The organism is Mycobacterium sp., assembly GCF_019247635.1.
GTDB lineage: Bacteria > Actinomycetota > Actinomycetes > Mycobacteriales > Mycobacteriaceae > Mycobacterium.
The window spans coordinates 1-25555 of sequence record NZ_JAFBAR010000098.1 but is presented as its reverse complement, the minus strand read 5'-3'; the positions used below and the strand labels follow the sequence as shown (position 1 = coordinate 25555).

The 25555-nt window shown below is 66.1% G+C and carries 24 protein-coding genes; 9 read left to right on the top strand and 15 right to left on the bottom strand.

What is annotated here, in order from left to right; translation table 11 throughout:
* Both JO236_RS16225 and JO236_RS16220 read right to left on the bottom strand, forming a co-directional pair.
* Positions 1 to 329: NAD(P) transhydrogenase subunit alpha (locus JO236_RS16225; RefSeq protein ID WP_293332297.1), on the bottom strand; the 329-nt coding region annotated here is incomplete at its 3' end.
* A gap of 81 nt (positions 330 to 410) precedes the next feature.
* Positions 411 to 1538 (bottom strand): Re/Si-specific NAD(P)(+) transhydrogenase subunit alpha, encoded by a 1128-nt coding sequence (locus JO236_RS16220; protein WP_293332285.1) that lies wholly within the window; start codon positions 1536 to 1538, stop codon positions 411 to 413.
* Between the two features lie 269 nt (positions 1539 to 1807).
* Here JO236_RS16220 and JO236_RS16215 point away from each other — a divergent pair, with 269 nt between their 5' ends.
* The 5 genes from JO236_RS16215 (at position 1808) to JO236_RS16195 (ending at position 9394) form a co-directional block, all read left to right on the top strand.
* Entirely contained in the window at positions 1808 to 3019 is a 1212-nt protein-coding gene (locus tag JO236_RS16215) for an acyl-CoA dehydrogenase family protein (RefSeq protein WP_293332294.1), read from the top strand.
* A 1-nt stretch (position 3020) separates the two neighbouring features.
* A complete protein-coding gene (locus tag JO236_RS16210) occupies positions 3021 to 3857 on the top strand; it encodes a tyrosine-protein phosphatase (RefSeq protein ID WP_293332282.1) in 837 nt (278 codons plus the stop codon).
* A 159-nt stretch (positions 3858 to 4016) separates the two neighbouring features.
* A complete protein-coding gene (locus JO236_RS16205) occupies positions 4017 to 5705 on the top strand; it encodes a PE family protein (RefSeq protein WP_293332279.1) in 1689 nt (562 codons plus the stop codon).
* A gap of 141 nt (positions 5706 to 5846) precedes the next feature.
* Positions 5847 to 7613, top strand: a complete 1767-nt coding sequence (locus tag JO236_RS16200) for a PE family protein (protein ID WP_293332276.1) — start codon at positions 5847 to 5849, stop codon at positions 7611 to 7613.
* 20 nt (positions 7614 to 7633) lie between these two features.
* The gene (locus tag JO236_RS16195; RefSeq protein WP_293332273.1) at positions 7634 to 9394 is read left to right on the top strand and encodes a PE family protein; all 1761 of its coding nucleotides are present in this window, start codon (positions 7634 to 7636) and stop codon (positions 9392 to 9394) included.
* An 11-nt stretch (positions 9395 to 9405) separates the two neighbouring features.
* On the opposite strand, the gene JO236_RS16190 is transcribed toward JO236_RS16195, so the two are convergent.
* The 7 genes from JO236_RS16190 to JO236_RS16160 form a co-directional block, all read right to left on the bottom strand.
* Positions 9406 to 10374 (bottom strand): NADPH:quinone oxidoreductase family protein, encoded by a 969-nt coding sequence (locus JO236_RS16190; RefSeq protein WP_293332270.1) that lies wholly within the window; start codon positions 10372 to 10374, stop codon positions 9406 to 9408.
* A 5-nt stretch (positions 10375 to 10379) separates the two neighbouring features.
* Positions 10380 to 11240, bottom strand: coding sequence for an SDR family oxidoreductase (locus JO236_RS16185; protein ID WP_293332267.1), 861 nt, complete (start codon positions 11238 to 11240; stop codon positions 10380 to 10382).
* 39 nt (positions 11241 to 11279) lie between these two features.
* Entirely contained in the window at positions 11280 to 12704 is a 1425-nt protein-coding gene (locus JO236_RS16180; RefSeq protein ID WP_416362265.1) for an aldehyde dehydrogenase family protein, read from the bottom strand.
* A gap of 140 nt (positions 12705 to 12844) precedes the next feature.
* A complete protein-coding gene (locus tag JO236_RS16175; protein ID WP_293332261.1) occupies positions 12845 to 13768 on the bottom strand; it encodes a class I SAM-dependent methyltransferase in 924 nt (307 codons plus the stop codon).
* Positions 13768 to 14709 carry a class I SAM-dependent methyltransferase gene (locus JO236_RS16170; RefSeq protein WP_293332291.1) on the bottom strand — a complete coding sequence of 314 codons (942 nt, stop codon included), beginning with the start codon at positions 14707 to 14709 and terminating at the stop codon, positions 13768 to 13770. Before JO236_RS16170 ends, JO236_RS16175 begins: the two co-directional genes overlap by 1 nt.
* A 116-nt stretch (positions 14710 to 14825) precedes the next feature.
* Positions 14826 to 15461 (bottom strand): TetR/AcrR family transcriptional regulator, encoded by a 636-nt coding sequence (locus JO236_RS16165; protein ID WP_293332258.1) that lies wholly within the window; start codon positions 15459 to 15461, stop codon positions 14826 to 14828.
* Positions 15462 to 15463: 2 nt separating this feature from the next.
* Positions 15464 to 16447, bottom strand: a complete 984-nt coding sequence (locus tag JO236_RS16160) for a pirin family protein (protein WP_293332255.1) — start codon at positions 16445 to 16447, stop codon at positions 15464 to 15466.
* 147 nt (positions 16448 to 16594) lie between these two features.
* Between JO236_RS16160 and JO236_RS16155 the strand changes: the two genes are divergently transcribed.
* Entirely contained in the window at positions 16595 to 18046 is a 1452-nt protein-coding gene (locus JO236_RS16155) for a chloride channel protein (RefSeq protein ID WP_293332252.1), read from the top strand.
* Positions 18047 to 18052: 6 nt separating this feature from the next.
* Here the strand turns inward: JO236_RS16155 and JO236_RS16150 are convergent, their stop codons facing one another.
* Entirely contained in the window at positions 18053 to 18604 is a 552-nt protein-coding gene (locus JO236_RS16150) for a Dps family protein (RefSeq protein WP_293332249.1), read from the bottom strand.
* Between the two features lie 87 nt (positions 18605 to 18691).
* Entirely contained in the window at positions 18692 to 19603 is a 912-nt protein-coding gene (locus JO236_RS16145) for a DNA-3-methyladenine glycosylase family protein (RefSeq protein ID WP_293332288.1), read from the bottom strand.
* 74 nt (positions 19604 to 19677) lie between these two features.
* Between JO236_RS16145 and JO236_RS16140 the strand changes: the two genes are divergently transcribed.
* Positions 19678 to 20064 (top strand): nuclear transport factor 2 family protein, encoded by a 387-nt coding sequence (locus JO236_RS16140; RefSeq protein ID WP_293332246.1) that lies wholly within the window; start codon positions 19678 to 19680, stop codon positions 20062 to 20064.
* A gap of 7 nt (positions 20065 to 20071) precedes the next feature.
* Here JO236_RS16140 and JO236_RS16135 read toward each other — a convergent pair whose 3' ends face one another.
* Positions 20072 to 20452 (bottom strand): DUF427 domain-containing protein, encoded by a 381-nt coding sequence (locus JO236_RS16135; RefSeq protein WP_293332243.1) that lies wholly within the window; start codon positions 20450 to 20452, stop codon positions 20072 to 20074.
* Between the two features lie 300 nt (positions 20453 to 20752).
* Here JO236_RS16135 and JO236_RS16130 point away from each other — a divergent pair, with 300 nt between their 5' ends.
* Positions 20753 to 21622, top strand: a complete 870-nt coding sequence (locus tag JO236_RS16130; protein ID WP_293332240.1) for a hypothetical protein — start codon at positions 20753 to 20755, stop codon at positions 21620 to 21622.
* Between the two features lie 391 nt (positions 21623 to 22013).
* Here JO236_RS16130 and JO236_RS16125 read toward each other — a convergent pair whose 3' ends face one another.
* Together JO236_RS16125 and JO236_RS16120 are read right to left on the bottom strand one after the other, a co-directional pair.
* Positions 22014 to 23018, bottom strand: a complete 1005-nt coding sequence (locus tag JO236_RS16125; RefSeq protein ID WP_293332237.1) for an NAD-dependent epimerase/dehydratase family protein — start codon at positions 23016 to 23018, stop codon at positions 22014 to 22016.
* Positions 23015 to 23521, bottom strand: coding sequence for a nuclear transport factor 2 family protein (locus tag JO236_RS16120; protein WP_293332234.1), 507 nt, complete (start codon positions 23519 to 23521; stop codon positions 23015 to 23017). Before JO236_RS16120 ends, JO236_RS16125 begins: the two co-directional genes overlap by 4 nt.
* Positions 23522 to 23577: 56 nt before the next feature.
* Here JO236_RS16120 and msrA point away from each other — a divergent pair, with 56 nt between their 5' ends.
* Entirely contained in the window at positions 23578 to 24105 is a 528-nt protein-coding gene (msrA, locus tag JO236_RS16115; protein WP_293332230.1) for a peptide-methionine (S)-S-oxide reductase MsrA, read from the top strand.
* A 3-nt stretch (positions 24106 to 24108) separates the two neighbouring features.
* Here msrA and JO236_RS16110 read toward each other — a convergent pair whose 3' ends face one another.
* Positions 24109 to 25428 carry a cytochrome P450 gene (locus JO236_RS16110; RefSeq protein ID WP_293332227.1) on the bottom strand — a complete coding sequence of 440 codons (1320 nt, stop codon included), beginning with the start codon at positions 25426 to 25428 and terminating at the stop codon, positions 24109 to 24111.
* Positions 25429 to 25555: the final 127 nt, after the last annotated feature.

Here is a 25555-nt window from a genome sequence, read left to right as displayed (position 1 = left end):
ACGGCCGGCTCCTCTGCCTTTTCGGCCTTCGAGGGAACCGGCTTTTTACCCTTGAACATCCCCAGCATCCGGTCGGTCACGATGAAACCGCCGATGACGTTCAGCGTCCCGAACACCACCGCTACGAACAGGATGATTTGCACGGCGAGCGTCGGATGGTCGACCTCGCCGAACACCACGAGCGCGCCAAGCACCACGATGCCGTGGATGGCGTTGGTCCCCGACATCAGCGGGGTGTGCAGCGTGTTGGGCACCTTGGAGATCACCGCGAAGCCGACGAATCCCGATAACACCAGGATCGCCAGGTTGGCCAACAGTTCGTCATACATGCCGTGCATCAGGAGTCCTCTCGATGTTCATTTGGCGCCACTCCTCAGCATCACTTCGTTCTGCATCGTCGCCAGCGGGGGTCATTGGCGCCGCTCCTCAGCATCACTTCGTTCTGCACGAGCGCGCGTAACACACGATTCCGAGATGACCTCGTCATCAAAGTCGGGATCCAGCTTGCCGTCCTTGATCAACAGGTCGAGCAACGCGGTGATGTTCTTGCTATACAGCTCGCTGGCGTGTTCGGGCATGGTCGCCGGAAGGTTCAGCGGCGAGGCGATCGTGACGCCGTGCTTAACCACTGTCCGGCCCGGCTCGGTCAATTCACAGTTGCCACCGGTCTCCCCGGCGAGGTCGACGACAACGCTGCCCGGCTTCATCGCTTCTACCGCGGCGGCGGTCACCAGCCGTGGCGCCGGCCGGCCCGGGACCAACGCGGTGGTGATCACGACGTCGAAGCCCCCGATCGCATCTTCCAGGGCCTTTTGCTGCTGGGCGCGTTCCTCGTCGGTCAGCTCACGCGCATATCCACCCTCACCGGCGGCATCTATTCCCACGTCGAGCCATTGCGCGCCCACAGAGCGGACCTGATCGGCCACCTCGGGGCGTACGTCGTAGCCGGATGTCCGCGCGCCCAGCCGTTTGGCCGTCGCCAACGCTTGCAGCCCGGCCACCCCGACACCGAGCACCAGCACGGTGGCCGGCTTCACGGTTCCCGCCGCCGTCGTCAACATCGGGAAGAACCGGGTCGACTCCGAGGCTGCCAGCAGCACGGCCTTGTAGCCAGAGACGTTGGCCTGCGACGACAACGCGTCCATCACCTGCGCGCGGGAGATGCGGGGAATGGCCTCCAGCGCGAAGGCCTGCACCCCGGCCTGCTGCAACGCGCCGATCGCGTTGTCGGCGTTACGCGGCGCCAAGAAGCCGATCAGGGTCTGGCCGCTGCGCAGCCTGGCGACTTCGTCCGCCGTCGGTGGCGCAACCTTGACGACGACGTCGGCTGCCCACGCATCCCCGATGCTCGCACCGGCCTCGGTGTAGAGCTCGTCTGGCAGCAGCGCGCGGTCGCCCGCACCGGCCTCGACAACGACCGTCACCCCGCTGTTCACCAGCGACGCAACAGCCTTGGGTACCAGAGCAACGCGTCGTTCGTCGGTGCCGGACTCGACGACCACCCCGACCTTGACGAGCACCGTCTGCGGATCTGTCATGGCACGTACATCTACTTCCTCTACTGTTCTGGACAGTCTCTAACTTCTCGGCACACATCCCCGATCGGATTGCCCAGACACCCTATCGGCTCCTACCAGAGTTCGAAGTCGCGGCCATGCTCCGAGGCCGGGCGGGGGCCAAGTAAGGGCCCCATCATCTATCGCGAACTGACGCAGAATTGCATGCCGGAGCGCGGATTCGTGCGATTTCGCGTCTGCTCGCGCCGGGCAGATTCAGGTGTTTTATCGTGGCGGTCATGGACTTTGCGATGTCGGCTAAGGCGATCGACTATCACCAGCGGCTATCCGAGTTCATGACAGAACATGTCTTTGCCGCCCAGGCCGAATACGACAAGTTCCGCCACGACGCCGGCGCTGGTGACCACACCGTGCCGCCGATCATCGAGGAGCTGAAGGTCAAGGCCAAAGACCGTGGCCTGTGGAACCTTTTCCTGCCGGCCGAGTCGGGCCTGACCAACCTGGAGTACGCACCGCTGGCCGAGCTGACCGGGTGGAGCCTGGAGATCGCGCCCGAGGCGCTCAACTGCTCGGCACCCGACACCGGCAACATGGAGACCCTGCACCTGTTCGCCACCGAGGAGCAGCGCAAGCAGTGGCTGCAGCCGCTGCTGAACGGCGAGATCCGCAGCGCCTTTTCAATGACCGAACCGGCGGTAGCCAGCAGCGACGCGCGCAACATCGAAACCTCTATCGTGCGCGATGGCGCCGACTACGTCATCAACGGCCGCAAGTGGTGGACCACGGGGGCGGCCGATCCGCGCTGCAAGGTCCTGATCGTGATGGGCCGCACCAATCCCGACGCCGCCTCCCACCAACAGCAGTCGATGGTCTTGGTGCCGATGGACACCCCCGGGGTGACGGTGGTGCGGTCCACCTCGGTGTTCGGTTGGCAGGACCGGCACGGCCACTGCGAGATCATCTACGACAACGTCCGCGTGCCGATCACCAATCTGGTCGGCGAGGAGGGCAGCGGCTTCGCGATCGCCCAGGCGCGGCTGGGACCGGGCCGCATCCACCACTGCATGCGAGCGCTGGGCGGCGCCGAACGAGCGCTGGCGCTCATGGTCGACAGGGCCCGCAACCGCGTGGCGTTCGGGCGTCCACTTGCTGAGCAAGGTGTCGTACAACAGTCGATTGCCAAGTCCCGCAACGAAATCGATCAGGCCAGACTGCTGCGCGAAAAGGCCGCGTGGACGATCGACCAGCACGGCAACAAGGCCGCCCATCTTCTGGTCTCGCAGATCAAGGCGGTGGCCCCGCAGGTAGCCTGCGACGTTATCGACCGGGCGATCCAGGTGCACGGCGCGGCCGGCGTCAGCGAGGACACACCGCTGGCCCGGCTGTACGGCTGGCATCGCGCCATGCGCATCTTCGACGGACCCGACGAGGTGCACATGCGCAGCGTCGCGCGCGCCGAGCTCGGCCGGAAGCAGTCCGCGTTCGCCGCGGCGGTCAGCTGACATGGTTGCCGCTCTACGAGAACTGCCGGGCGCGTGGAACTTTCGCGACGTCGCCGACAGCACTGCCGCGCTGCGGCCCGGGCGGCTGTTCCGTTCCGGTGAGCTGAGTCGCCTCGAGGACGAGGGCCGGGCCACACTGCGTCGGCTGGGCATCACCGACGTCGCCGACCTGCGCGCGACCCGCGAGGTCGCCCGCCGCGGTCCGGGACTGGTGCCCGACGGCGTCGATATTCACCTGTTGCCCTTCCCCGACTTGGCCGACCAGCAAGGCGAGGGGGAGCCGGACGACGGCGCAGCGCCGCACGAGCAGGCGTTTCAGCGGTTGTTCGAAGGCGCTGCGGACGAGTCGGACGAATCCGTTAATGAGAAAGCCGTACGGCACATGACCGACGAATACCGCCAATTCCCAACGCGTAACGGCGCCCAACGCGCGGTACACCGCGTCTTTACCCTCCTGGCGGCCGGTCGTCCGGTGCTCACGCACTGCTTCGCGGGCAAGGACCGAACCGGCTTCGTGGTAGCCACGGTCCTGGAAGCGATCGGCATCGACCATGACGACATCGTCGCCGACTACCTTCGCAGCAATGCGGCCGTACCCCAGCTGCGCACCCACATCTACGAGATGATTCAGCAGCGCTCGGATACCGAGTTGACCCCGGAGGTCGAGACATTCACCCAGGCCCGCCTGTCCGACGGGGTGCTCGGCGTCCGGCCGGAATATCTGGCCGCCGCGTGGCAGACGATCGACGAGAAGTACGGTTCCCTCGACGCCTACCTGCGTGACGCCGGCGTCACCGAAGCTGACGTGGAGCGGTTGCGCGGCGCGCTGCTGGCCTGAACAAGCCAATCGAACGCTGGCGCGGACCTGGACAGACCAGCAGCTTAACTGCGGCACAGCAGTTTTGGCGTCAAACGCCGGACAAGCTGCTCAGCTCGACTTTAGGCTGAGGCTCGCAATTATCCGACACGAGTCTGATCAGCCAGAAGGACGGGCCGAATGGCGTTTCTGACCGCTTCCCCGCAGAATGTGGCCGAGGCTGCCGCGGACACGGGAAGGATTGGGGCCGCGGTAAGCGAGGCCAGCGCCGCCGCCGCCGGACCGACATCCGGTATGGCCGCCGCGGCGGCCGACGAAGTCTCGGCAGCCATCGCCGACATGTTCGGCGCGTACGGCAGGCAATACCAGGCCCTCGTCCCGCAGATAGCCGCGTTTAACGATCAGTTCGCCCAGTTGCTGGCGGCCTCCGGAGCCGCTTACAGCCAAGCCGAAACCGCCGCGGTGAACGCACTCGCAGGCCTGCTCAGCGCAAACCCCGGCGGTGCGGCGCCCGCGGCGACCAACGTCGTGGCCATCGCCATGGGCGGTAGCGGAAACCCGATCCCGTCAATGGATTTCGTTGACGGACTACTGAATTACGTGGACAAGAGCGTCTACAACGTGACCGGAACGATCACGCTCTACACCCCCGAGGAGTTGTATCCCCTGACCGCCGTCAAGAGCTTGCCCTTGTTCACCTCGGTGAGCCAGGGCGTCACGATCTTGGATAACTCGCTCTTCGGACCCCAGGGGACGATCACCGCCGGTCACGACACCATGGTCGTCGGGTACTCACAGAGCGCGATAATCGCGTCGCTGGAAATGCGGAACATCATGGCGATGCCCAACCCGCCGGCGCCGAGTCAACTCAGCTTCACCCTGTTGGCAGATCCGATGAATCCCAACGGTGGCCTGTTGGCGCGCTTCCCCGGCCTGAACCTACCGAGCATGGGTTTGGATTTCTACGGCGCCACACCCCCGAACACGCCGTACCAAACCACCATCTACACAATGGAATACGACGGCTTCGCCGACTACCCGCGTTATCCGATCAACGTGCTCTCGGACCTCAACGCCTTTGCGGGCATCTTGTTCATCCACCCCACCTATCCGCACGTCGATCCGTCGACGCTGCCGCCCGGCGACATCGTGCAGTTGCCAACGGATCCCGCGTACGGCACCCACACGACGTACTACATGATTCTGCATCCCGACTTGCCGCTGCTGCAGCCGTTGCGCGCGCTGCCCGTGATCGGCCAGCCACTCGCGGACCTGGTGCAACCGGACCTGACGACGCTGGTCAACCTCGGCTACGGCGACCCGAACTACGGCTATTCCACCTCACCGGCGAACATCCCCACCGCGTTCGGGCTGTTTCCCCAGGTGGACCCCGGCGTCGTCGGCGTCGATCTAATCACCGGCACCCAGCAGGGATTCGGCTCTGCCGCAAGCGATTTCATGGCTGAGGGGTCGGGGGTGTCACTGACCGGCCTACCGAGCTCGCTGACGGCGACGCAGTTGCCGTCCCCCAGCTTGTCCGCCACCTCGATCATCCATTCACTGCAGACGGCGAACACCAACGTCGCCAACGCCTTCAGCAAGGCGGCCGCGGCGAGCTACGCGACGCTGCTCCCGACCGCGGACACGCTCAACGCCGCGCTGACCGTCATTCCCGCCTACGACGTCAACCTGTTCCTGGGCGGGATCGCGCAGGCGGCCGGCGGGGACCCGATGGGACTGGTCAACGCGATCGGTCTGCCGATCGCCGCGGACACGGCGTTGGTCACCCTCGCCGGCGGCTTCGATGCCTTGGTGTACGTCAGCGCGGTGGCCCAGATCGCTGAGGCCTTCGCGGCCCTCGTCCCCTAATTCGACGGGCGTAAAACGCATCGACCCAAACGCCAGACAGGCCGGCGGCAATGGATTTACGCTGACGAAAGCCGACCTCGTAGTCCCGCTGATGGCGTCGTCGGCACCCCTCACAACAGGCTGTTCGAAGAGGATGGGCCGATGTCGTACGTGAACGTGGAGCCGGATTTTGTATCGGCGGCCGCCGCAGATGTGTCGCAGATTCGTTCGGCGATCAGCCAGGCCAACGCGGCCGCGGCGACCCCGACAGGTGGCGTGGTGGCAGCGGCCGCCGACGAGGTATCGGCCGCCGTCGCGAGCGTGTTCAACGGGTACGGCCAGCAGTTTCAGACGCTCATTGCGCAGGCCGGGGCGTTCCAAGACCAATTCGCTACGTTGTTGACCTCCGCCGGAAGCGCTTACGCGCAAGCCGAAGCCGCGGCCCTGAACCAGCTCGGCACGGCCACCACCCCCGTCCAGGACTTGTTGGCGCCGCTGGTGGGCAGCGCCGGCAACCCCGGAGTCACGACGGGGGTGACGGCGTCGGACCCGTTGGTCAAAAACATCCTGATCATGACCGGCAGCGGCACCGCGAATCCGCCGTCGACGTACATCAATAATGTGTACAGCCGCTATTTGACCCAATTCACCGGCTTCAGCTCGCTGATACCCGTGACCACCGCCGAGGGCCTTTATCCATTCACCGGTACCAAAGACCTGACGCTGGACATATCGCTGGCTCGCGGCGTCACGGCGCTCGACAACGCCATCAACCTGCAGATCTCGCCCAGCAACGTGGTCATCCCCGGCGTCAATAACATTGCCGTTCTGGGCTATTCGCAGAGCGCGATCATCGCCTCGATGGAAATGCCGAAACTCGTCGCCGAGGGCTTCTCGCCGGGCCAGATCAACTTCACCCTGCTCGGCGATCCGAGCAATCCCAACGGTGGTCTATTAGCCCGCTTCCCCGGCTTGAGCCTGCCCAGCCTGGGCATAACGTTTGGCACCACCACACCGAGCAACGATTACCCGACCACGATTTACACGCTCGAATACGACGGCTTCGCCGACTTCCCGCAGTATCCGATCGACGTGTTCTCCGACCTCAACGCGCTGGCGGGCATCGTGTTCGTGCACGGCACCTATCCGCACCTGACGCAGGCGACGCTGAATACCGCCATTACGTTGTCCCAGTCGGGGGCGCCGTCGATGACCACCTACTACATGATCCCCACCGAGAACCTGCCGCTGTTGACGCCGCTGCGCGCCATCCCGCTCCTCGGCACGCCGCTTGCGGACCTGATCCAGCCGGACTTGAAGGCAATCATCAACTGGGGCTACGGCGACCCCAACTACGGCTGGTCGACCGGGCCGGCCGATGTGCCCACCGCGTTCGGGTTCCTGCCGCCCCTGAGCGACACCATGGCCCTCGGACCCTTGTTGGCGAGCGGCACGGGACAGGGGTTCAGCGCATTCGGCAACGACCTGTCCCACCTGAGCCTGCCCTCGTCGGCCAGCGTGGCACAGGCCGTCGCGGGGGCTTCGGCGACCGTCAACACGCTGGCCGCGAACATGCCGACATCCGCCGAGTCCGCAATCTCCGATGCGCTGTCCGGCATCCAGTCAGCCAACAACAACCTCATCGGCACCCTCACGACCGATTTCTCCACGGCGTACGCGGTTGCGCTACCGACTGCAGACATCGCGACCGCGGTCGCGGTATCTCTGCCGTCCTATGACGTCGACCTGTTCGTCGACGGCATCCAACAAGCCGTCAACGGTGACCCGGCTGGACTCGTCAACGCCTTCGGCCGTCCGATCGCGGCCGACGTCGGACTCGCCACGCTCGCAGGCGGTTTCGAACTCATCGCCCTGGAGAACGCGGCCGAAACGATCCTGACCGGGACCCCCAACCCGGGTCCGCAGTGAGCCGCGCTTAGTCCGGCCCAATGTCATACCTGAGCGCGCAGCCCGACTTGATCGCTGCGGCCGCCACGGATTTGGCGAACATTCGCTTGTCGATCGGCGCGGCGAGCGCCGCCGCGGTGGGCCCCACAGGCGGTGTTCTGCCGGCCGCGGCCGACGAGGTCTCGACGGCGGCGGCATCGCTGTTCAATAGCTACGCAAGTGAATACCAGACCCTGATCGGCCAGGCGTCGACGTTCCATGACGAGTTCACCCAGGCACTGGCCGCCGGCGGACTCGCCTACGCCGGGACCGAGATTGCCAACGCCGCCGCCGGAAACGCCGCGCTGAATTCGATCACGGCGCCCATCCAGTCGCTCCTCGGCGGTGGGGGCACGGCTGCACCGGCGGCGAGCAACATCGTCACGTTGGTCATGGGCGCCAGCGGATACCCGATACCGTCACAGCTGTACATCAACGGCATTCCGGTGATCTACATCAATCCGTTCTGGGGGGCTGGGACCAATATCGGTCTGCCCACGCCCGAGGGGTTGTATCCGCTCACCGGCGTCAAGGACCTGACGCTGGACGTGTCGGCGGCGCGCGGGGTGACGATCCTGAACGATGCGATCCAGGCGCAACTCGCCACCCCGGGCGTCACCCAGGTCAACGTCTTCGGCTACTCGCAGAGCGCAACCATCGCCTCGATGGAGATGGCAATGCTCGACCCGAGCAACACGCCGAGTTCGTTACCCCTGAGGTTCACCCTCGTCGGTGATCCGAGCAATCCCAACGGCGGCCTGCTCGCCCGCTTCCCGGGGCTCAGCCTGCCCAGCATGGGCCTGACGTTCGGCAATGCGACGCCGGACAATTCGTTCCCGACGAGGATCTACTCGATCGAATACGACGGTTTCGCGGACTTCCCGCAATACCCGCTCGATTTACCGGCCGACCTGAACGCATTCCTGGGCATCGTCGAATTGCACGGGGGCTATCCATTCCTCGATCCCAGCCAGCTGGTGCCGCCGAGCCAGGGCGGCACCGCCGTGCAGCTGACAAACACGGTGGGCCCCACCGAGACTCAATATTTCATCGTCCCCACCGAACACCTGCCGCTGCTGTCCCCGTTGCGTGCCATCCCCGGCATCGGCGCCCCACTCGCTGACCTGATCGAGCCGGACGTGCGGGTCATCGTCGACCTGGGCTACGGCAGCACCACCCAGGGCTGGTCGCCCGACCCGCCGAACGTCCCGACCCCGTTCGGCGTGCTCCCGCCGGTCAGCGCCTTCGACGTCGCCGCCGCCCTGGGCGCCGGAACCCAGCACGGGGTCAGCGCATTCATGAACGACGTCAGCTCCGCGTTCTCGTCGCCGCCGAACCTTTCGCTGTCCGGCCTGACGTCGATCTTGGGGTCCGGGACCGGCGGGTCCTTGCTGCCGAGCCTCGCCGTGCCGTCCTCGCCGCAGGGCTTTGTCACGGCACTACAGAACGCGAACTCCAATTTCTTCAATGCGGTCAGCGATTCGGCCTCGGCGGTATACGCGGTCGCGCTGCCCACCGCCGACATCGCGAATGCCTTCGTGACCGCGGTCCCGTCGTACGATGCCAACTTGTTCCTGGATGGGGTCTTACAAGCCGCCGGCGGTGACCCCGTCGACGGACTGATCTATGCGGTCGGCGCGCCAGCGGCCGCCGACACCGCGTTGGCCACGCTCGCCGCCGGTTTCGAAGTTCGCGTCGTGGAGCACGCCGCGCAAGTCGTCTACGACGATTTCACGGGCACGGTACCGCCCTCGCCGGGCTGACCGGCGGCCGATTACGGCTCGAGAACGAGCTTGCCGAGCACACCGCCATCGGCCAGCGTCTGCAACGCCGCCTGGCCCTCCGACAACGGATAGCGTTGCGGGGGAGGCGGTTTCAGGCCCAGGAAGACCAGCTGGCCCAGGCCCCAGGAGAACAACGCCGCCGAACCGGGAACCTTGTTGAGGTACTCACCCCACGCGACGCCCATGACGCTGACGTTACGCAGCAGCAGGCGGTTGACCTTGAGGGTGGGGATGTCGCCCGCGGCGAACCCGATCACCAGCAGCTTGCCGTCGATGGCCAGCACCCGAATGGCGTCATCGAAGGCCGCGCCACCGATGGGGTCGACAACGATGTCCACACCCCGACCGTAGGTGTGCTCACGCACCCGGTCGGCCCAGCCGTCCTGCAGTGGCAGCACCACGTCGGCCCCGAGCGACGACACATAGTCGGCGGCACCCTCACGGTGCGTCACGGCGATCACCCGCTTGGCGTTCATCGCCTTGGCGATTTGAACCGCAGCCGTGCCGACTCCCCCGGCGGCTCCGAGCACCAGCACCGTGTCACCCGGGCGCATCGCGGCGCGGCGCGCCAGGGCGAAGTACATCGTGTTGTAATTCACCAGCAAAGACACCGCTTCGGCGTCGTCGAGTTCGGCCGGGCTGCGGATCACGTTGGTCACCGGGACAGCCACCTGCTCGGCGTAGCCGCCGAGCACGCCGAACGCCGAAACCCGGTCGCCCACACGGAAACCCGATCCCGGCGGGGCCGAATTCACCACGCCCGCGGTCTCCAGACCGGGCACGAACGGTGGCTCCAACTTCAGCTGGTACTCGCCCTTGGTCAGCAGTAGATCGGGAAAGCACACCCCGGCGGCGCGGACATCGATGACCACGTTGCTGCCGTCGTCGCCGATGTCCTCGATGTCGGTGTAGACCATCCCCGAGGGACCGCAAAGCTCTTGTACAACACAGGCTTTCATGTGTGCTACAAGCTGAAGTTTGCTTTTTGGGCGCCGGACAGGTCGGTGATCTCGGCCCACTGCGCGGCCACGTCCTGCACCGTCGGTGGCTTGTCGAAGTTGGCACCTTGGTTCTCAAACAGCGCGACCCGCTGCACCTTGCCGCCGCCGACCACGAACACCGATGCGTTGTCGGCGTTCTCCTCGGTGCACAGGTAGGCGACCACCGGCGCGACGTATTCGGGTGTGAGTTTCTCGAACACTTCGGGCGGCAGGATGTCCTGTGTCATCCGAGTCGCCGCGATCGGGGCCACCGCATTGGCGTGGATGTTGTACTTGGCGCCTTCCAGCGCCAGCGAGTTGATCAGACCGACCAGGCCGAGTTTGGCTGCGCCGTAGTTGGTTTGGCCGAAGTTGCCGAACAGCCCACTGGTGGACGTGGCGACCACAACCCTGCCGTAGCTCTGCTCGCGAAAGTGTGGCCACGCGGCGCGGATCACGTTGTACCCGCCGTAGAGGTGCACCTTGAGCACGGCGTCCCAGTTCTGGAACGTCATCTTGTGGAAGGTGCCGTCACGCAGGATCCCGGCATTGCTCACCACACCGTGCACGGCGCCGAACTCGTCGAGCGCGGTCTTGATGATGTTGGCCGCGCCGTCTTCTTCGGCGACGCTGTCGTAGTTGGCCACGGCACGGCCGCCCGCGTCTTTGATCTCGGTGACGACCTGGTCGGCCATCGCCGAGCCGGCGCCCGTTCCGTCGCGGGCACCGCCGAGGTCGTTGACGACGACGCAGGCGCCCTCGGCGGCCAGGGTCAGGGCGTAGTCACGGCCCAGCCCCCCGCCGGCTCCGGTGACGACGATAACGCGATCCTGCACTCCGGGCATCGAGTTCCTCTCTGGGTATGTGGAAGTTTCCGGCAGCGATCAGAACAGCCGGCGAGCCAGCTTGAAGGCCCGTTCGGTGTAGGGCGGGTAGATGATGCTCGACATGTCGGGGCGGGTCGGTTTGGTCAGCACCGACTTGCGGTGACTGAACTCTTCGAAGCCCCACTTGCCGTGGTAGGCACCCATTCCCGAGGCGCCGACACCACCGAACGGCAACTTGGCCGTCGACACCTGGAAGGCGATGTGGTTGACCAGCATGCCGCCGGCCGGCACTTCGTGGATGAACCGCTCGCGGGTCGCTTTCGACTTCGTGAACAGATACGCCGACAGCGGCTTGGGCCGCGAGTTGACGAAACGTATTGCGTCGTCGAGGGATTGGACGGTGAGCACCGGCAGAACCGGCCCGAAGATCTCGTTTTTCATCAGCGGCCCGTCCGGGTCGGGGTCGAGGACCACCGTCGGCTCGATGCGCATACTCGACGCGTCGCGACCGCCCCCGGCGGTGACGGTTCCCTTGCCCCCGGATTCGGCATCGGCGATGTAACCGCTGATCCGATCGAACTGGCGCTGGTTGACGATGCGCATCCCGCTCTGGTCCTCCTCGGAGCGGAACTTGGTGAGCGCGGCACCGATCTTGCTCACGAGGTCGTCGCGGATCGTCGCGTCCGCCAGCACGTAGTCGGGCGCCACACAAGTCTGGCCCGCGTTGAGGATCTTCATCCAGGCGATCCGCTTGGCGGCGACTTCCACGTCGGCGTCGGCCGCCACGACCACCGGGCTCTTGCCACCGAGCTCGAGCGTCACCGGCGTCAGATGCGGCGCGGCGCCCTCGTAGACCTTGCGCCCGATCTCCGTGCCGCCGGTGAACATCACCCGGTCCAGACCCTGCGCGATCAGCTCCTGCGTCACCATGCCGTCGCCCTCGACCACCGCTATCGCGTCCTTGTCGAGGTAGCGCGGCACCAACTCGGCCATCAACCGCGACGACTCGGCGGCGACTTCCGAAGGCTTCAGGATGACGGTGTTGCCCGCAGCGATGGCCCCGACCGCAGGACCCAGGGTCAGGTAGAACGGGTAATTCCAGGCGCCGATGATCAGCACGGTGCCGTACGGCTCGTACTGCACCCAACCGCGACCGGGCAACTGCGGCATCTCCAGCAGCAGGTATTTGCGGCGCATCCACCTGCGCACCCGCTTGGCCGCGTACTTCGCTTCGTTGATGGTGGTCGCGACGTCGGCGATGAACGCCTCGACCGGGTTGCGGTCCAGGTCTTGGGCGAGCGCCTTGGTGATGGCGTCCTCGTTGTCTTCCATCAACGTCTGCAGCTGCAGCAACTGCTCCTTGCGCCACTCGGCACTGCGCGTGCGCCCGCTGGCGAAGGTCTTCCGGAGCCGGGCTACGGTCGCGGCGACGTCACTCTGGGCTTCTTGAGTCTTCGGCGCAATCGATTCGGTGGTCATCAGTGTCTATCCTTCCCGGACCTGCCGCAGTTGCCCGCCGCTTTCTTGCAAGGCCCACATGGGTGATAACCGCGATCCTAACCATCCGGTTGGGAGAGCTGTAGGGAAGGATGCGCCCGCCAGGGCTGGAGTTAGGGCTTGAGTCAGGGCTTGGTGGCCGTGACGAAGCTGTTCAGAAACGGCCGCGCGTCCGACTCCGGGGACCGGCCCAGCCGGATCGCCTCGTCGCGAGCGCTCACCGAAACGGTGGTCCAGCCCCGCGAGGCGAACCACTCGGCCGGCTCGGACCGGCCCCCGTGGTCGAACCAGAGGTCGAACGGGTTGAACGAGGTGTCTTCACCGCGCGCTTCGCGTTTGGCCCGCAGCGCGGCCCACTTCTCTTCGGCCTCTTTGCGTTTGGCTTCGTCGGCACCGAAAATTTCGACGGCCACCCGGCTACCCGGCGCACTCAGCGCGTCGACCGAGCCGAACATGGCCTCCTGCGCCGATGCGGGCAAGAACGGCAACAGCCCCTCGGCCAGCCACGCCGTTGGGCGGGCGGGGTCGAAGCCGGCGTCACGCAAGGCCTGCGGCCAATCGTGACGCAGGTCGACCGGCACCGCTCGCCGGTCGGTGATCGGCTCGGCGCCGTGGCGGGCCAGCGTCTGCGCCTTGTAGTCCAGTACCTTCGGCAGGTCGATCTCGTAGACGACGGTGTCGTCCGGCCAGGCCAGCCGGTAGGCCCGCGAATCCAGCCCGGCCGCCAGGATCACCACCTGCCGGATGCCGGCCTGCGCGGTCTCGGCGAAGTACGCGTCGAAGAAATGGGTGCGTACCGCCTGGTAGTTGATCATCTGCTGGGCGCCGACGGCAAAGTCCACCTCATCGTCGGGATCCCCAGACCACCAGGCGGCCACCTGCTCCCGGACGCCCTCCAGCTCGGGCGTCGAGACCAGCGGCTCGGCGAACTGGTCCCGGATCAACGGGTCGGCACTGGCGGTTTCGCGGGCACGGGCCAGCGCCACCATCACCGCCGTCGCCCCAACGCTGGTCGCGATGTCCCAGGAGTCGTCGGCAGTGCGCGGCATTACAAGCGTTCCGCGATCACGAATTCGGAGAAGGCGTCCTTGTCGTCGGCCATCGGGATGTTCTCGACCCAGCGGCCCAGGCGGTGCATCTCGTCCGCCGACTGATGCGCCTCGGCACGCCAGCCATGTTTGTTGAGCCAGTCCGCGACGTCCGCCCGGTGCTCGTCGCGATAGATCAGCTCACCGACATCGATGGACTGCTCCAGGCCGAGCTCCTCTGCGACCTTCTTGAACCGCTCGCGCATCTGCTGGCGGCGCTCGTCGGCGTGGTTGGGCGCGGTCTCGGCCGACACCCGGCTCCCCGCCACGCTCAGCTCCCCGACCTGGGTGAACAACCGGTCCTGAGCCTCGGCGGGCAGGTACATCAATAGCCCCTCGGCGAGCCAGGCCGTCCGTGCCGTCGGATCAAAGCCCGCTTTCCGTAGCGCCGCGGGCCAGTCCTGCCGCAGGTCGATGGCCACGGCCCGGCGATCGGCCGACGGCGTCACGCCATTTTCGGCCAGCGTCGTGGACTTGTAGTCCAGCACCTGGGGCTGATCGATCTCGTACACCGTGGTGCCCGCAGGCCAGTCCAGCCGGTAGGCGCGGGAATCCAGGCCCGACGCCAGGATCACCACCTGCCGGATTCCGGCGTCGACCGCATCGGCGAAGTAGGTGTCGAAGAAATTCGTCCGCACCGCTTGGTACCCACGCATGTGCTGCAGGTGGGCCGCGGACTCGGCGTCGATCTGTTCAACCTTGGCTGCGATCGACGGATCAAGCATGGCCTCCCACAAGACGCCGGCCCCGGCGTTGGTCACCAGCAGCTTGGCGTAGGGATCACGGATCAGCGCATCTGGCTGTTCGCTTTCGACGGCGCGGGCTGCGGCCACCATCACGGCGGTGGCACCGACGCTGGTCTTGATGTCCCAGGTGTCATCGTGGCTGCGTAGTGTGCTCATCGGGTGCTTGGCTCCGGCTTCGTCGTGTACGTCAGTCGATATCCCGGCCATGCTACCCGAAAAAGTTAGCTAGCCTATACGCTCTGTGGGTCACGTCACGATGCGTAGACCTCGCGTTACACCTCGGGCCGCCAGACTCCGCCGTCCAGCAACTGCCGCAGCATTGCGACGACGGCCTCGATCTGTTGGGAGCTCTGCAGATAGCCCGCGTAGAACCCGACGCCGCACATCACGACCAGCAGGGTCTCGGCCAATGCGGCCGCTTCGATACTGGCGGCAATCTCACCGCGTTCGATCGCGTCGTTGACGGCCCAGGTCAAAAACTCGCGACTGACCCGCACGGCATCGCTCTCGGCATTGTTCAGTTCCGGATGTCGATGCGATTCCAGTACGTGGGTAACCAAAAACGCCGACGAGGAGGGACTCTCGGAATTCGCCTGCATCGCGGCCGCGATGAACGCCGCCAGTCGCCCCAACAACGTGGTCTCGGGGCGCGCCAGTTCGATTCCAACACCGACGACGGCCTCGTTGGTCCGCTCCACCACCTCGCGGTACAGCACCCGCTTGCTGGAGTAGTAATGGTTGATGGCCGGGCGGGTCAGGTCGGCGCGGACCGCGATCGCCTGAAATGTCGCCCCGTCGTACCCCCGCTCACTGAACACCTGACGGGCTGCGCCGACAATGCGTTTCCGGGTGTCGTCCGCCTTGGCCGCAGGGGGGCGCCCCGGTCCTCTGCTGGCGGTTTCAGGCACCTCTAGAGTGTGTCACCACCGCGATGCGGCATTAACGCATTCGGCGGGATAACGCCGAACTTGCCGGCTTGGTAATCCTCGATCGCCTGGATCAGCTCGGACTTGGAGTTCATCACGAAGGGTCCGTAGTGAAACACCGGCTCCCGGATCGGCAGTCCGCCCAGAATCAGCACATCGAGTGCTGCCGTTGCGGACGAGTCCGATCTCTGTGCGGCGGCGATCGTCATCCGGTCGCCGGGCCCGAACACCGCCAGCTGACCCTGGTGAATAGGGTGCCCGACGGGGCCGGCGAAGCCGCGGCCGGACAACACGTACACCAGGGCATTGAACTCCCGCCGCCAGCCGATGTTGAGCCGGGCGCCGTTTTCGACTGTCGCGTGCGCCATCGTTATCGGCGTGTGGGTGCTGCCGGGCCCGCGGTGGCCGCCGATCTCGCCGGCAATGACGCGCACCAGTGCGCCGCCGTCGGCAGAGGAGAGCAACCTGACGTCCCCGCCTTCGATGGCCTGATACCGCGGTGCCGCGAACTTGTCTTTCTTCGGCAGGTTCACCCACAGCTGGATGCCATGGAATACCCCGCCGTGTTCGACCAGTTCGGCCGGTGGGGTCTCGATGTGCAGGATGCCGGATCCGGCCGTCATCCACTGCGTCGCGCCGTCGGCGATCAGACCACCGCCGCCGTGGGAATCCTGATGGGCGAATGTTCCGTCCAGCATGTAGGTGACGGTTTCGAAGCCCCGGTGCGGATGCCAGTCGGTGCCCCTGGGCTCGCCGGGCAGGTAGTCCACCTCGCCCATCTGGTCCATGTGCACAAACGGGTCCAGGGCGGCGCTGCTCACCCCAGCGAACGCTCGCACCACCGGGAAGCCCTCGCCCTCGTAGCCGCGCGGGCCGGTGGTGATCGATCGGATGGGGCGCTCGGTGTCGCCGGGGCCGGCCGGGGTGATACGCGGCAGGGTCAACGTGTCTGCAGTGACGGCAGGCATGTTTACCTCCTTCTTTACCTTGTTCAGCAACTGACCCATATAACCGGACTAGGGTCCGCTTATTCCCTGAGTGTCGGGCCGCGTGAGTGACCTCGAGGTCCAATAGGAGGCCCAATAGGATGACTTGGTGCTTGGGGTGCCTGCGCGGTGAGCGACGAAGCGCTGGACGACTCGCAGCCAGGTGTCGCGCCGCCCGCCGCGGCCGGGGGACGATTCGGCGCGTCCATCAGGAAGTCGGGCTATCTACAGAAGTGGTTCCTGCTGGGCATCACGATCGGCGTCATCGCCGGCCTGGGCGCGGTGGTCTTCTATCTCGCCCTGAAGTACACCGGTGAGTTTTTGCTCGGCTATCTCGGCGGCTATCAGATCCCCACCCCCGTCGGCGAAGGCGGCAACCTCGGGTCGCACGGTTTCGCGCGCCCGTGGGCGATTCCGCTGGTGACCACAGGCGGCGCCCTGCTGTCGGCGTTGATCGTGGCCAGGCTCGCCCCGGAAGCCACCGGCCATGGCACCGACGAGGCGATCGAGGCGGTGCACAGCGACCCGCGCGCCATCCGCGGCCGGGTGGTTCTGGTGAAGATGGTGTCCAGCGCGCTGACCATCGGCTCCGGCGGATCGGCCGGCAGGGAGGGCCCGACGGCCCAGATCTCGGCCGGCTTCTGCTCGTTGCTGACCCGACGGCTCAACCTGTCCGCCGAGGACGGCCGGACCGCGGTGGCGCTGGGCATCGGGGCGGGCATCGGCGCCATCTTCGCCGCCCCGCTGGGCGGTGCGGTGCTGGCGGCGTCGATCGCCTACCGCGACGACTTCGACTACCGCAGCCTGCTGCCCGGCTTCATTACTTCTGGCACGGCGTACGCGGTACTCGGGGCGTTCCTGGGCTTCGATCCGCTGTTCGGCTACATCGACGCCGAGTACCGCTTCGAAAAGGCCTGGCCGCTGCTGTGGTTCGTGGTGCTGGGGCTGGTAGCGGCGGCGGTCGGCTACCTGTACGCGCGGACGTTTCACGCGGCGGTGGCGCTCACGCATCGATTGCCCGGCGGGCCGGTGCTCAAGCCCGCGATGGGCGGGCTGCTGGTCGGTCTGCTCGGGCTGGTCATGCCGCAGGTCCTGAGCAGTGGCTACGGCTGGGCGCAACTGGCCGCCGACCGGGGATCGCTGCTCGGGATCCCGTTATGGGTCGTCGTCCTTCTCCCGATCGCCAAGATCGTGGCGACGTCGCTGTCAATCGGCACCGGTGGGTCCGGCGGGCTGTTCGGTCCTGGCATCGTCATCGGCGCGTTCGTCGGCGCCGCGGTCTGGCGGCTCGGCGAAGTGTGCCACCTGCCCGGAGTGCCGCACGAGCCGGGAATCTTCGTCGTGGTCGGCATGATGGCCTGTTTCGGCAGCGTCGCGCGGGCACCGCTGGCCGTCATGATCATGGTCGCCGAGATGACCGGCTCGTTCTCGGTGGTGCCCGGCGCGATCATCGCCGTGGGGATCGCGGCCCTGCTGCTGTCCCGCACCAACGTGACCATCTACGAGGCACAACGGCTGAATCGCGAGGCCGCTGAGGCCGAACGCGCAGGGGCGGCCTCAGAAACCTCGACGACAGAGTAGCGGCGGCTACTTGGACTTGCGGCGTGCGGTACTTGCCGCCTTCTTCTCGGTGGACGTGCCCTGATGGGCCAGCTTTCCGCCGGCGCTCTCCAGATGTGCCCGGACGAACCACTGGAACTTCTCCAGATTTCCGGCCTGGCCGATCAGCAGATCCTGGGTGACCGGGTCGAGTTCGTCGGTCTCGTCGATAGCCTGGCGAATGTCTTCGATGACGCCGTTGTAGACGAGGTCCAGTGCGGCCAGGTGCGCCTGGACGGTGTCGCGGCCTACCGAATAGTCGTCCCAGGCGCGATCTCGGATGATGGCGCCCGGCGTGCCCTCGGGTGACGCGCCGAGAGCCGCAATCCGCTCGGCAACGTCGTCGGCGAAGGCGCGTACCGCCTCCACCTGCGGATCGATCATCTCGTGCACCCCAATAAAGTTGGGGCCCACCACATTCCAGTGAATATGCTTCAGGGTCAGATGAAGATCGTTGTATGTGCTCAACTGCTTTTGCAGCAGCTCTGCGAGCCGGGCTCCCTGCTTGTCGGTCAAGCCTGGGATGGTGAACTGCGTCATTGGTTGCCCCTCGAGTTCGCATACGGTTGATTTCCCAAGGCGTACCCGATGGGCATGGACAGTAACCAAGCCGAGTCATCGCGATTCTTATAGAGACGAGATGCGCTGCACCGGCAGCCGGGAGCCACGCCGCGGCTCGTAAGCCAGGCCACTGGCCTCCAGCAAGCGGACCACGCGGTGGCGATGGGGTCGCATCGGTTCCAGCAGTTCGAGCATCACGGCGTCGTCGACGGGACGGCCCAGCAGCGTCCAGCCGATCATCTTCGGGATGTGATAGTCGCCGACGGACACGGCGTCGGCGTCACCCAACGCCCGTTGCACGGTCTCGGCGGCAGTCCACGCCCCCACCCCGGGCAGCGACTGCAGTGCTTTGTACGCCTGCGCCGCTGGCATGCTGGCCAACCGCTCCAGCGACGCCGCCCGCTGCGCGCACCCCACCACTGTCCGCGCTCGCCGCGGGTCGACGTTGGCGCGGTGAAATTCCCAGGACGGGATGGCTCGCCACACCTCCGCCGAGGGCGGCACCCGCATCTCGGCTGGTGCCGGCCCGGGCGGAGGTGTCCCGTACCTCGTCAGCAACAGCCGCCACGACCGAAAGGCGTCGGCGCCCGGTACCCGCTGCTCGATGACCGCGGGGATGAGGGCTTCCAGCACGCGTCCGGTGCGGCCCAGGCGCAGGTGTGGAACCCGTCGCTGCGCGGCGGCGACCGTCGGGTCCGTCGGTACGAAGCCGGCCGCGTCGTCCTCGGCGCCCAGCAGCGCAGGCAGCGACTCGACGAACTCGGCGGCGCCACATCCCCAGGCCACGCAGTGGACGGTGTCGGGCGCGGTACGGGCTATGCACGCTGTCACGGGTCCGGTGGGCAGCAGGCTGGTCCGCCACACGGTGCCGTCGCCCGCGACGTGGAAGGACGGGTCCCGACGACCCCGGCGCAGCGGTGCCAGGGTGTTGGCGAAACCACCCGCACCGGCAAATGTGACACTGCGTTCGGACTTCACCCGGCCGGCTCGCGCATGCTCTCCGGCGCCCTCGATTGACCGCAAAGTGTTCGCCACGTCAGGATGGCGGGGTGATGACGCCGTTCGACGACCCGCAGGCCGAGCTGGCGTGGATGTTCCTGCAGAGCCTGTGCGAGGGCGGGGATATCGACGAGGGGTTCGCGCTGCTGAGCGATGAGTTCACCTACTGGAGCATCCTCACCCGCATGGCATTCGACAAGGAGACCCTTCGGCAAGCCGTCGAGGAGCACAAACGAAGTCTCACCCAGGTGAACATCGACCTGACCGGATGCGTCAACGCCGGAGAGATTGTGGTGATCGAGGGGCAGGTCGAAGGTGTGACCGACAAGGACAAGCACTACGAAAGCCCGTTTGTGTGCATCTTCGATACCCGCGACGGCCTGATCCTGTCGATACGTGAATACAGCGACACCCAGGCCTACGCGGCGGTTCTCGCGTAGCCGGGCGTCAGTCGGGCTGGACGCTGATGTCGGCCTTGTTCGGGTAAAACGCGACGTGACCGGCGATCGCTGCGACCGCCGGATAGGGCTGTTCGTAGGTCCAGATCACGTCGTCGACGGTGGCACCGGCGGTGGTGGTCACGCTGTAGTAGCTGGCGTCGCCCTTGAACGGGCAGTAGGTGCTGGTGTCGGTGCGGGTCAGCCGGTCCTGAACCACGTCGGCCAGCGGAATGTATTGCACCACCGGCAAAGTGGCCTCCTGCAGCTGCAGCGCCGCGGAGGTGTCCGCGACCAGCTCGCCGTTGACACGGACCTGGACGCGTCCCCTGGTCGGCTCGATGGTGATGGGGTGCCCGGCGTTGGGTTCTAAGACTTTGCGATGACTCATGGGAGGTGTAACGCCAGGCGGCGACCAGCATTCCCGTCGCGAGTGGCGGGGGCAGCCGTTAGGGCTCCTAGCAACGGCGGTCAGAAATTGGTATAGGGTCCATTCGTAGCCTTCCTGAGCGACTGCTCAGGATTAGATGTTCTTCGTCGACGCCGGGACCGTGTTCACTTGATATGACTCACAACACGAGGGCTTGACGATGTTCCTCGTGCCGATCCGCCACCCCGGCATCACGATGAACCGGTTCTTCGACGGTGTCGACGTCGGTGACGACGCCGTCGTGGGGCAGAGGAGCGACGAATGAGCGATCAACCGCGCGATATCCGCGAGTTCGCCGGTGACACGGAGGCGTACCGCGACGAGCTGTTCCGGCGCTGGACGGGCCTGTTGAGCTACCGCTACATCGGCCGGAATCACTCGGCGATGAACACCGGGGAGGTCGACAACACGGTCACGATCCGTCGTGACATGCGCAACGAGGCGGGCGGAATCATGGTGGCGCCGTTGGCGATCTCGTCGCCGGAGGGCTGTCAGACGGATATGGTGGCGGTGCCCAACCCGGTGATCGCCTCGGTGCAGATCGTCGATCCGGGGTACGACGTCAAGCGGATCGAGATCGTCGATTCCGGCAATATCCACCAGGGCCGCACGATGGGCTACGGGCGGTGCAAGATCGTCGACGCCGACAATCCCGACCGGGTCGTCGCCTTCAACGAAGGTCAGGGCGCGATCATCGGCATCCCGCCCGAAGGCCTTGACAGGATGGATGTTTCGGGCACCGAACTCGTCATCGAAGACTCCCCGGATCTGCCGCCGTTGTGGGAGGCGTTCGGCGCATCAAAACGGCCCGACGGCCACTGGGTGCTACCTCCGTTGAGCCTGGAGCTGGCCTCACCCGATGCCGCCTTGCACATCGGGCCGCAGCACGTCGTCTTGGAAACCGCGGCCATCGACCTCGCGGCGGCGGCCGTGGGCACCAGGAACCTTCAAGTCGTCAGCTGGCATGTGATGTTCATGTCACGCGGCAAGGTCGGCCCGTTTCGCGTCGAGGGGACGGCGCACCCGGGCAGCCGCGCGAAACGCATCGGAGTGCGGATGCTTTTGCACGACGAGGGCAACCAGGACAAGCCGGTCACCTCGGCGGCAGCGATTTTCGACGTCTTGAACTAGCCCGGACGCCCGTGGCGATCGCAAGAGCGGCCAAGCCGGTCGCAGCGGGTCGCAGCGGGTCGCCACCATCAAGCCGTGGCGATCGCAAGAGCGGCGCAGCCGGTCGCAGCGGGTCGCCACCATCGAGCCAGCACAGCGCGGCAGTCGCGTCGCATTGGCCACAACTGGCACATGTCTCTGCACCGTCAACCCGATGTGCCCGGCTCCGAGCGACTGTGAAGATGCCGCCGTGCCGCGAATTATGTTGTCGCGCAGAGCCGGGCACATCGGGTGGTGCCACCGACAGTGGCCCGGTTGCGGGCGCGGCCAGAGAAGCGATGCGTGGATCTGGGTACCCGTATGCACGACGCCCCTGCGAGGATCCCACACCGCGGCGCGCTGCGCGACCAGGTTAGGCGCTGTTCCGGGCCGTCCGCATCGCCGCCCAGAACCGCGCCGCATCGCGGATCGATTCTTCGACCGGGCGTGGCTGCCAACCCAATTCGCGCACCGCCTTACTGTGATCAACCGGCGCCTCGGCGCGCATCATGCGCACCGACGTCAGGCTGAGTTCGGCGTCTTTGCCGGTGACGCGGGCCTTGAGGCTTCCCAGCGCCCCCAGCGCATACAACAGCGGCACCGGGATGGACCGTTGCGGGGCAGGCACATTGGCCTCCTCGGCCGCCATCCGCACGACATCCCGAAGCGGCATCAACTTTTCGGAAATCAGGTAGCGCTGGCCGTTCTGCCCGCGTTCGGCGGCCAGGACCAGCGCACGCGCGGCGTCGTCGACACCCACGACTTCCAACTCGATGCCATCCATCAGAAAGGGCAACTTGCCGAACACCGCGGCCGCGATGAACGCGCCGTGTGGGGTGCGTCCCCAGTCGCCGCTGCCGTAGGTCGTCGAGACGCACATCGCGACAGCGGGCAGGCCCTCGGTGGCGACGTATCGCAGCACCAAATCCTCGGCCTGGACCCGGGATTGGACGTAGGGCGTCAGACCCCGTGTTCCGATCACGTCGTCTTCGGTGGCAACGTGGCCGTGCCGGCGGCCCACCGTCGCGTAACTGCTGGTGAAGACGAACCGACGCAGATGCGCGTCCTTGGCGACGTCGAGGACGTTGCGCAGACCCTCGACGTTGGTGCGAAACAACGGCGCGGGGTCACGTAGCCAGGCGCGGGTGTCGACGACGCAGTAGTACACATCGTCCACACCGTCCATGGCCTCTCGCACGGTGACGGTGTCGAAGACATCGCCATGAAAGCGGGTGACTTCGAGGTCGTCGATGGCGCGGGTGTTGGCGGTGGGCCGGACCATGGCGCGCACCTCGTTGCCGTCCTCGACAAGCAGCCGGGTCACGTGTGACCCCAGAAAGCCGTTGGCGCCGATGACCAGCTTCGGCTTGCCGCTCATTGCACGCCGCCGTTCTCGCGCAGCCAGCGCGCGGCGTCATCGTCGAGTGTGCCCAGCGCTTGCGCCTTTTGGCACCACTTGAGCCCGGCCTTCAGGAAGCGCAAAGGGTTATAGATGTCTTCTTGACGGCGCCACAGGCCCTCGCCGGCGTAGGTGATGATCGAGATGTTGGTCGCGGTGATCGTGCTGCCGTCCCCGGGGTCGCGCATCGGGTTGTCGAGCTCCAGGATGATTCGCCCGGTCGGCTCGTCGATCACCGACCACAGCGACGGGAACGCCACCATGTGGCTGCCAGGAAAGGTCGTCATGGTTCGGCGAATCCAGTCGCGCACCTGATCGCGGCCGTGCATGGTGCCCATCGCGTGCTCGATGTACTCGACGTCGGGTGTGTAGTGCTCGACCCAGGCGTCCCAGTCGCGTGTCTCGGCCGCCCGGGCGACCGACGCTTCGAATTCCTCGAACGCCGCGGCCAATTCGCTACGGGAGAATCCCGGGCTGTTCATGCGCCGTTGCACCTCACGCGCGGAGTGTAGCCTGGCCGCAAAGGAGGACAAAGAGCATGGCTGATCCCGCACGAAATACCCAGAGAGCCCTCCTGGCGGGCGGCTGCTTCTGGGGGATGCAAGACCTGATCCGCAAGCAACCGGGGGTGGTGTCTACCCGCGTCGGCTATAGCGGCGGCGACGTTCCCAACGCGACTTATCGCAATCACGGCACCCACGCCGAGGCGGTCGAAATCGTCTTCGACCCCACCGTCACCGACTACCGCAGGATCCTCGAGTTTTTCTTCCAGATCCACGACCCGACCACGAAGAACCGGCAAGGGAACGACCGGGGGACCAGCTACCGTTCGGCCATCTTCTACACCGACGACGAGCAGAAACGAATCGCGCTGGACACCATTGCCGATGTCGAGGCGTCTGGCCTGTGGCGGGGCAAGGTGGTGACCGAGGTCAGCCCCGCGGGGGAGTTCTGGGAGGCCGAGCCCGAGCACCAGGATTACCTGCAGCGCTACCCCAGCGGCTACACCTGCCACTACATCCGGCCCGGCTGGAAGCTGCCGCGGAGGGCTGACGCGAGCCGGTAGCGCTCAGCGGCGGCGGACGACGATCCGGCCGCCATCCTTGGGGGTGTAGGCAACGCCACGGCAGTGCCACTTCTCCGCGGGAGCGGTGGTGGTCTCGATAGTGAAGTGGCGCAACACTGTTCGCAACACCACGTCCATTTCCATGTTGGCGAAGGCGGCGCCCACGCAGCGTCGGGCGCCGCCGCCGTAGGGAATCCACGCGAAGGTGGACGGCTTGCCACCGATGAACCGTTGCGGGTCGAAGCGCTGCGGTTCGGGGTAGACGTCGGGGCTGTCGTGTATCTGACCGATGCTGACAATGATCGAATCCCCGCGCGGAATGGTCCATTCGCCGAGCTGATAAACCGGCGGATAGACGCGGCGGGCCGCGAAATCGATGACCGTCCTGGATCGCTGGACCTCCAGGATCGTCGCGTGGCGCAGCTCATGGCCGCAACCGTCGGCCTCCTCGACCAGGGCCGCCAACACCTCGGGGTGCCGGGTTATCCGCTCGAAGGCCCAGGCCAGCGTGGCTGCCGTGGTCTCGTGCCCGGCGGCCAGCAGGGTGAGCAGCTCGTCCCCAATGTCCTTGCGCGACATGACCGTACCGTCGTCGTAGCTGCTGCGCAGCATAAGCGCCAGCACGTCGGTCCGGTCGGTGAAGCCCGGGTCGGCGCGCTCGGCGTCGATCAGTTTGTCGATCACCAAGTCGTACTGGCGCCGGTATTCGGCAAGCCGGCCCCACGGGCTGTACCGGCCATAGCTGCGTTGGGGTTTGGGCACCGCCGCGAGCCGCGAGCCCAAGGTTACCCACGGCGGGATGAGCCGGCGTAGCTCGTCGAGTTCGGCACCGTCGGCGCCGAAGACCGCACGCAGAATGGCGTTGAGCGTGATGTGCATCATCGGCGGGAGCGTCGCGAAAGACTGGCCTTCGGGCCAGTCCTCGGTCTCGCGCAGCGTTTCTTCCTCGATGATGCTCTCGTAGTTTTTCATGCTCTTGCCGTGGAACGGCGGTGCCAGCAGCCGGCGTCGCCTGCGGTGTTCGTCGCGGTCGAGCGCAAACACCGAGCCGGCGCCGAACAGTCGGCTGAGATTGGGCTGGATGTTGCCCAGCTCGTCGGGGCTGGTGGTGAACACCTGCTTGGCCAGCTGCGGATCCCCGACCACCACGACGCGGCCGTAGATCGGAATGTTGAGCGTAAAAACGCTGCCGTAACGGCGCTCCAGGCGCTTGATCATCCCTCGCCTCGTCAGCGCAAACACGAGCCCCTGGAACAACTTTGGGATCCGGGCGACCGGAGGCATCCGGGCTGCGGCCGGTGCGGCGACGAGTACTTCGCTCATGGCGATGATGCTCCCAACATCTCCCCCGTGCTCGGGGTGGTACTGCGGTGTACCGAAAGCTATTTCCCGGTACGGTACTCTGTGGTACCAAGCCTGACAAGGTGTTACTTGCGACGAGAGGGCCCCG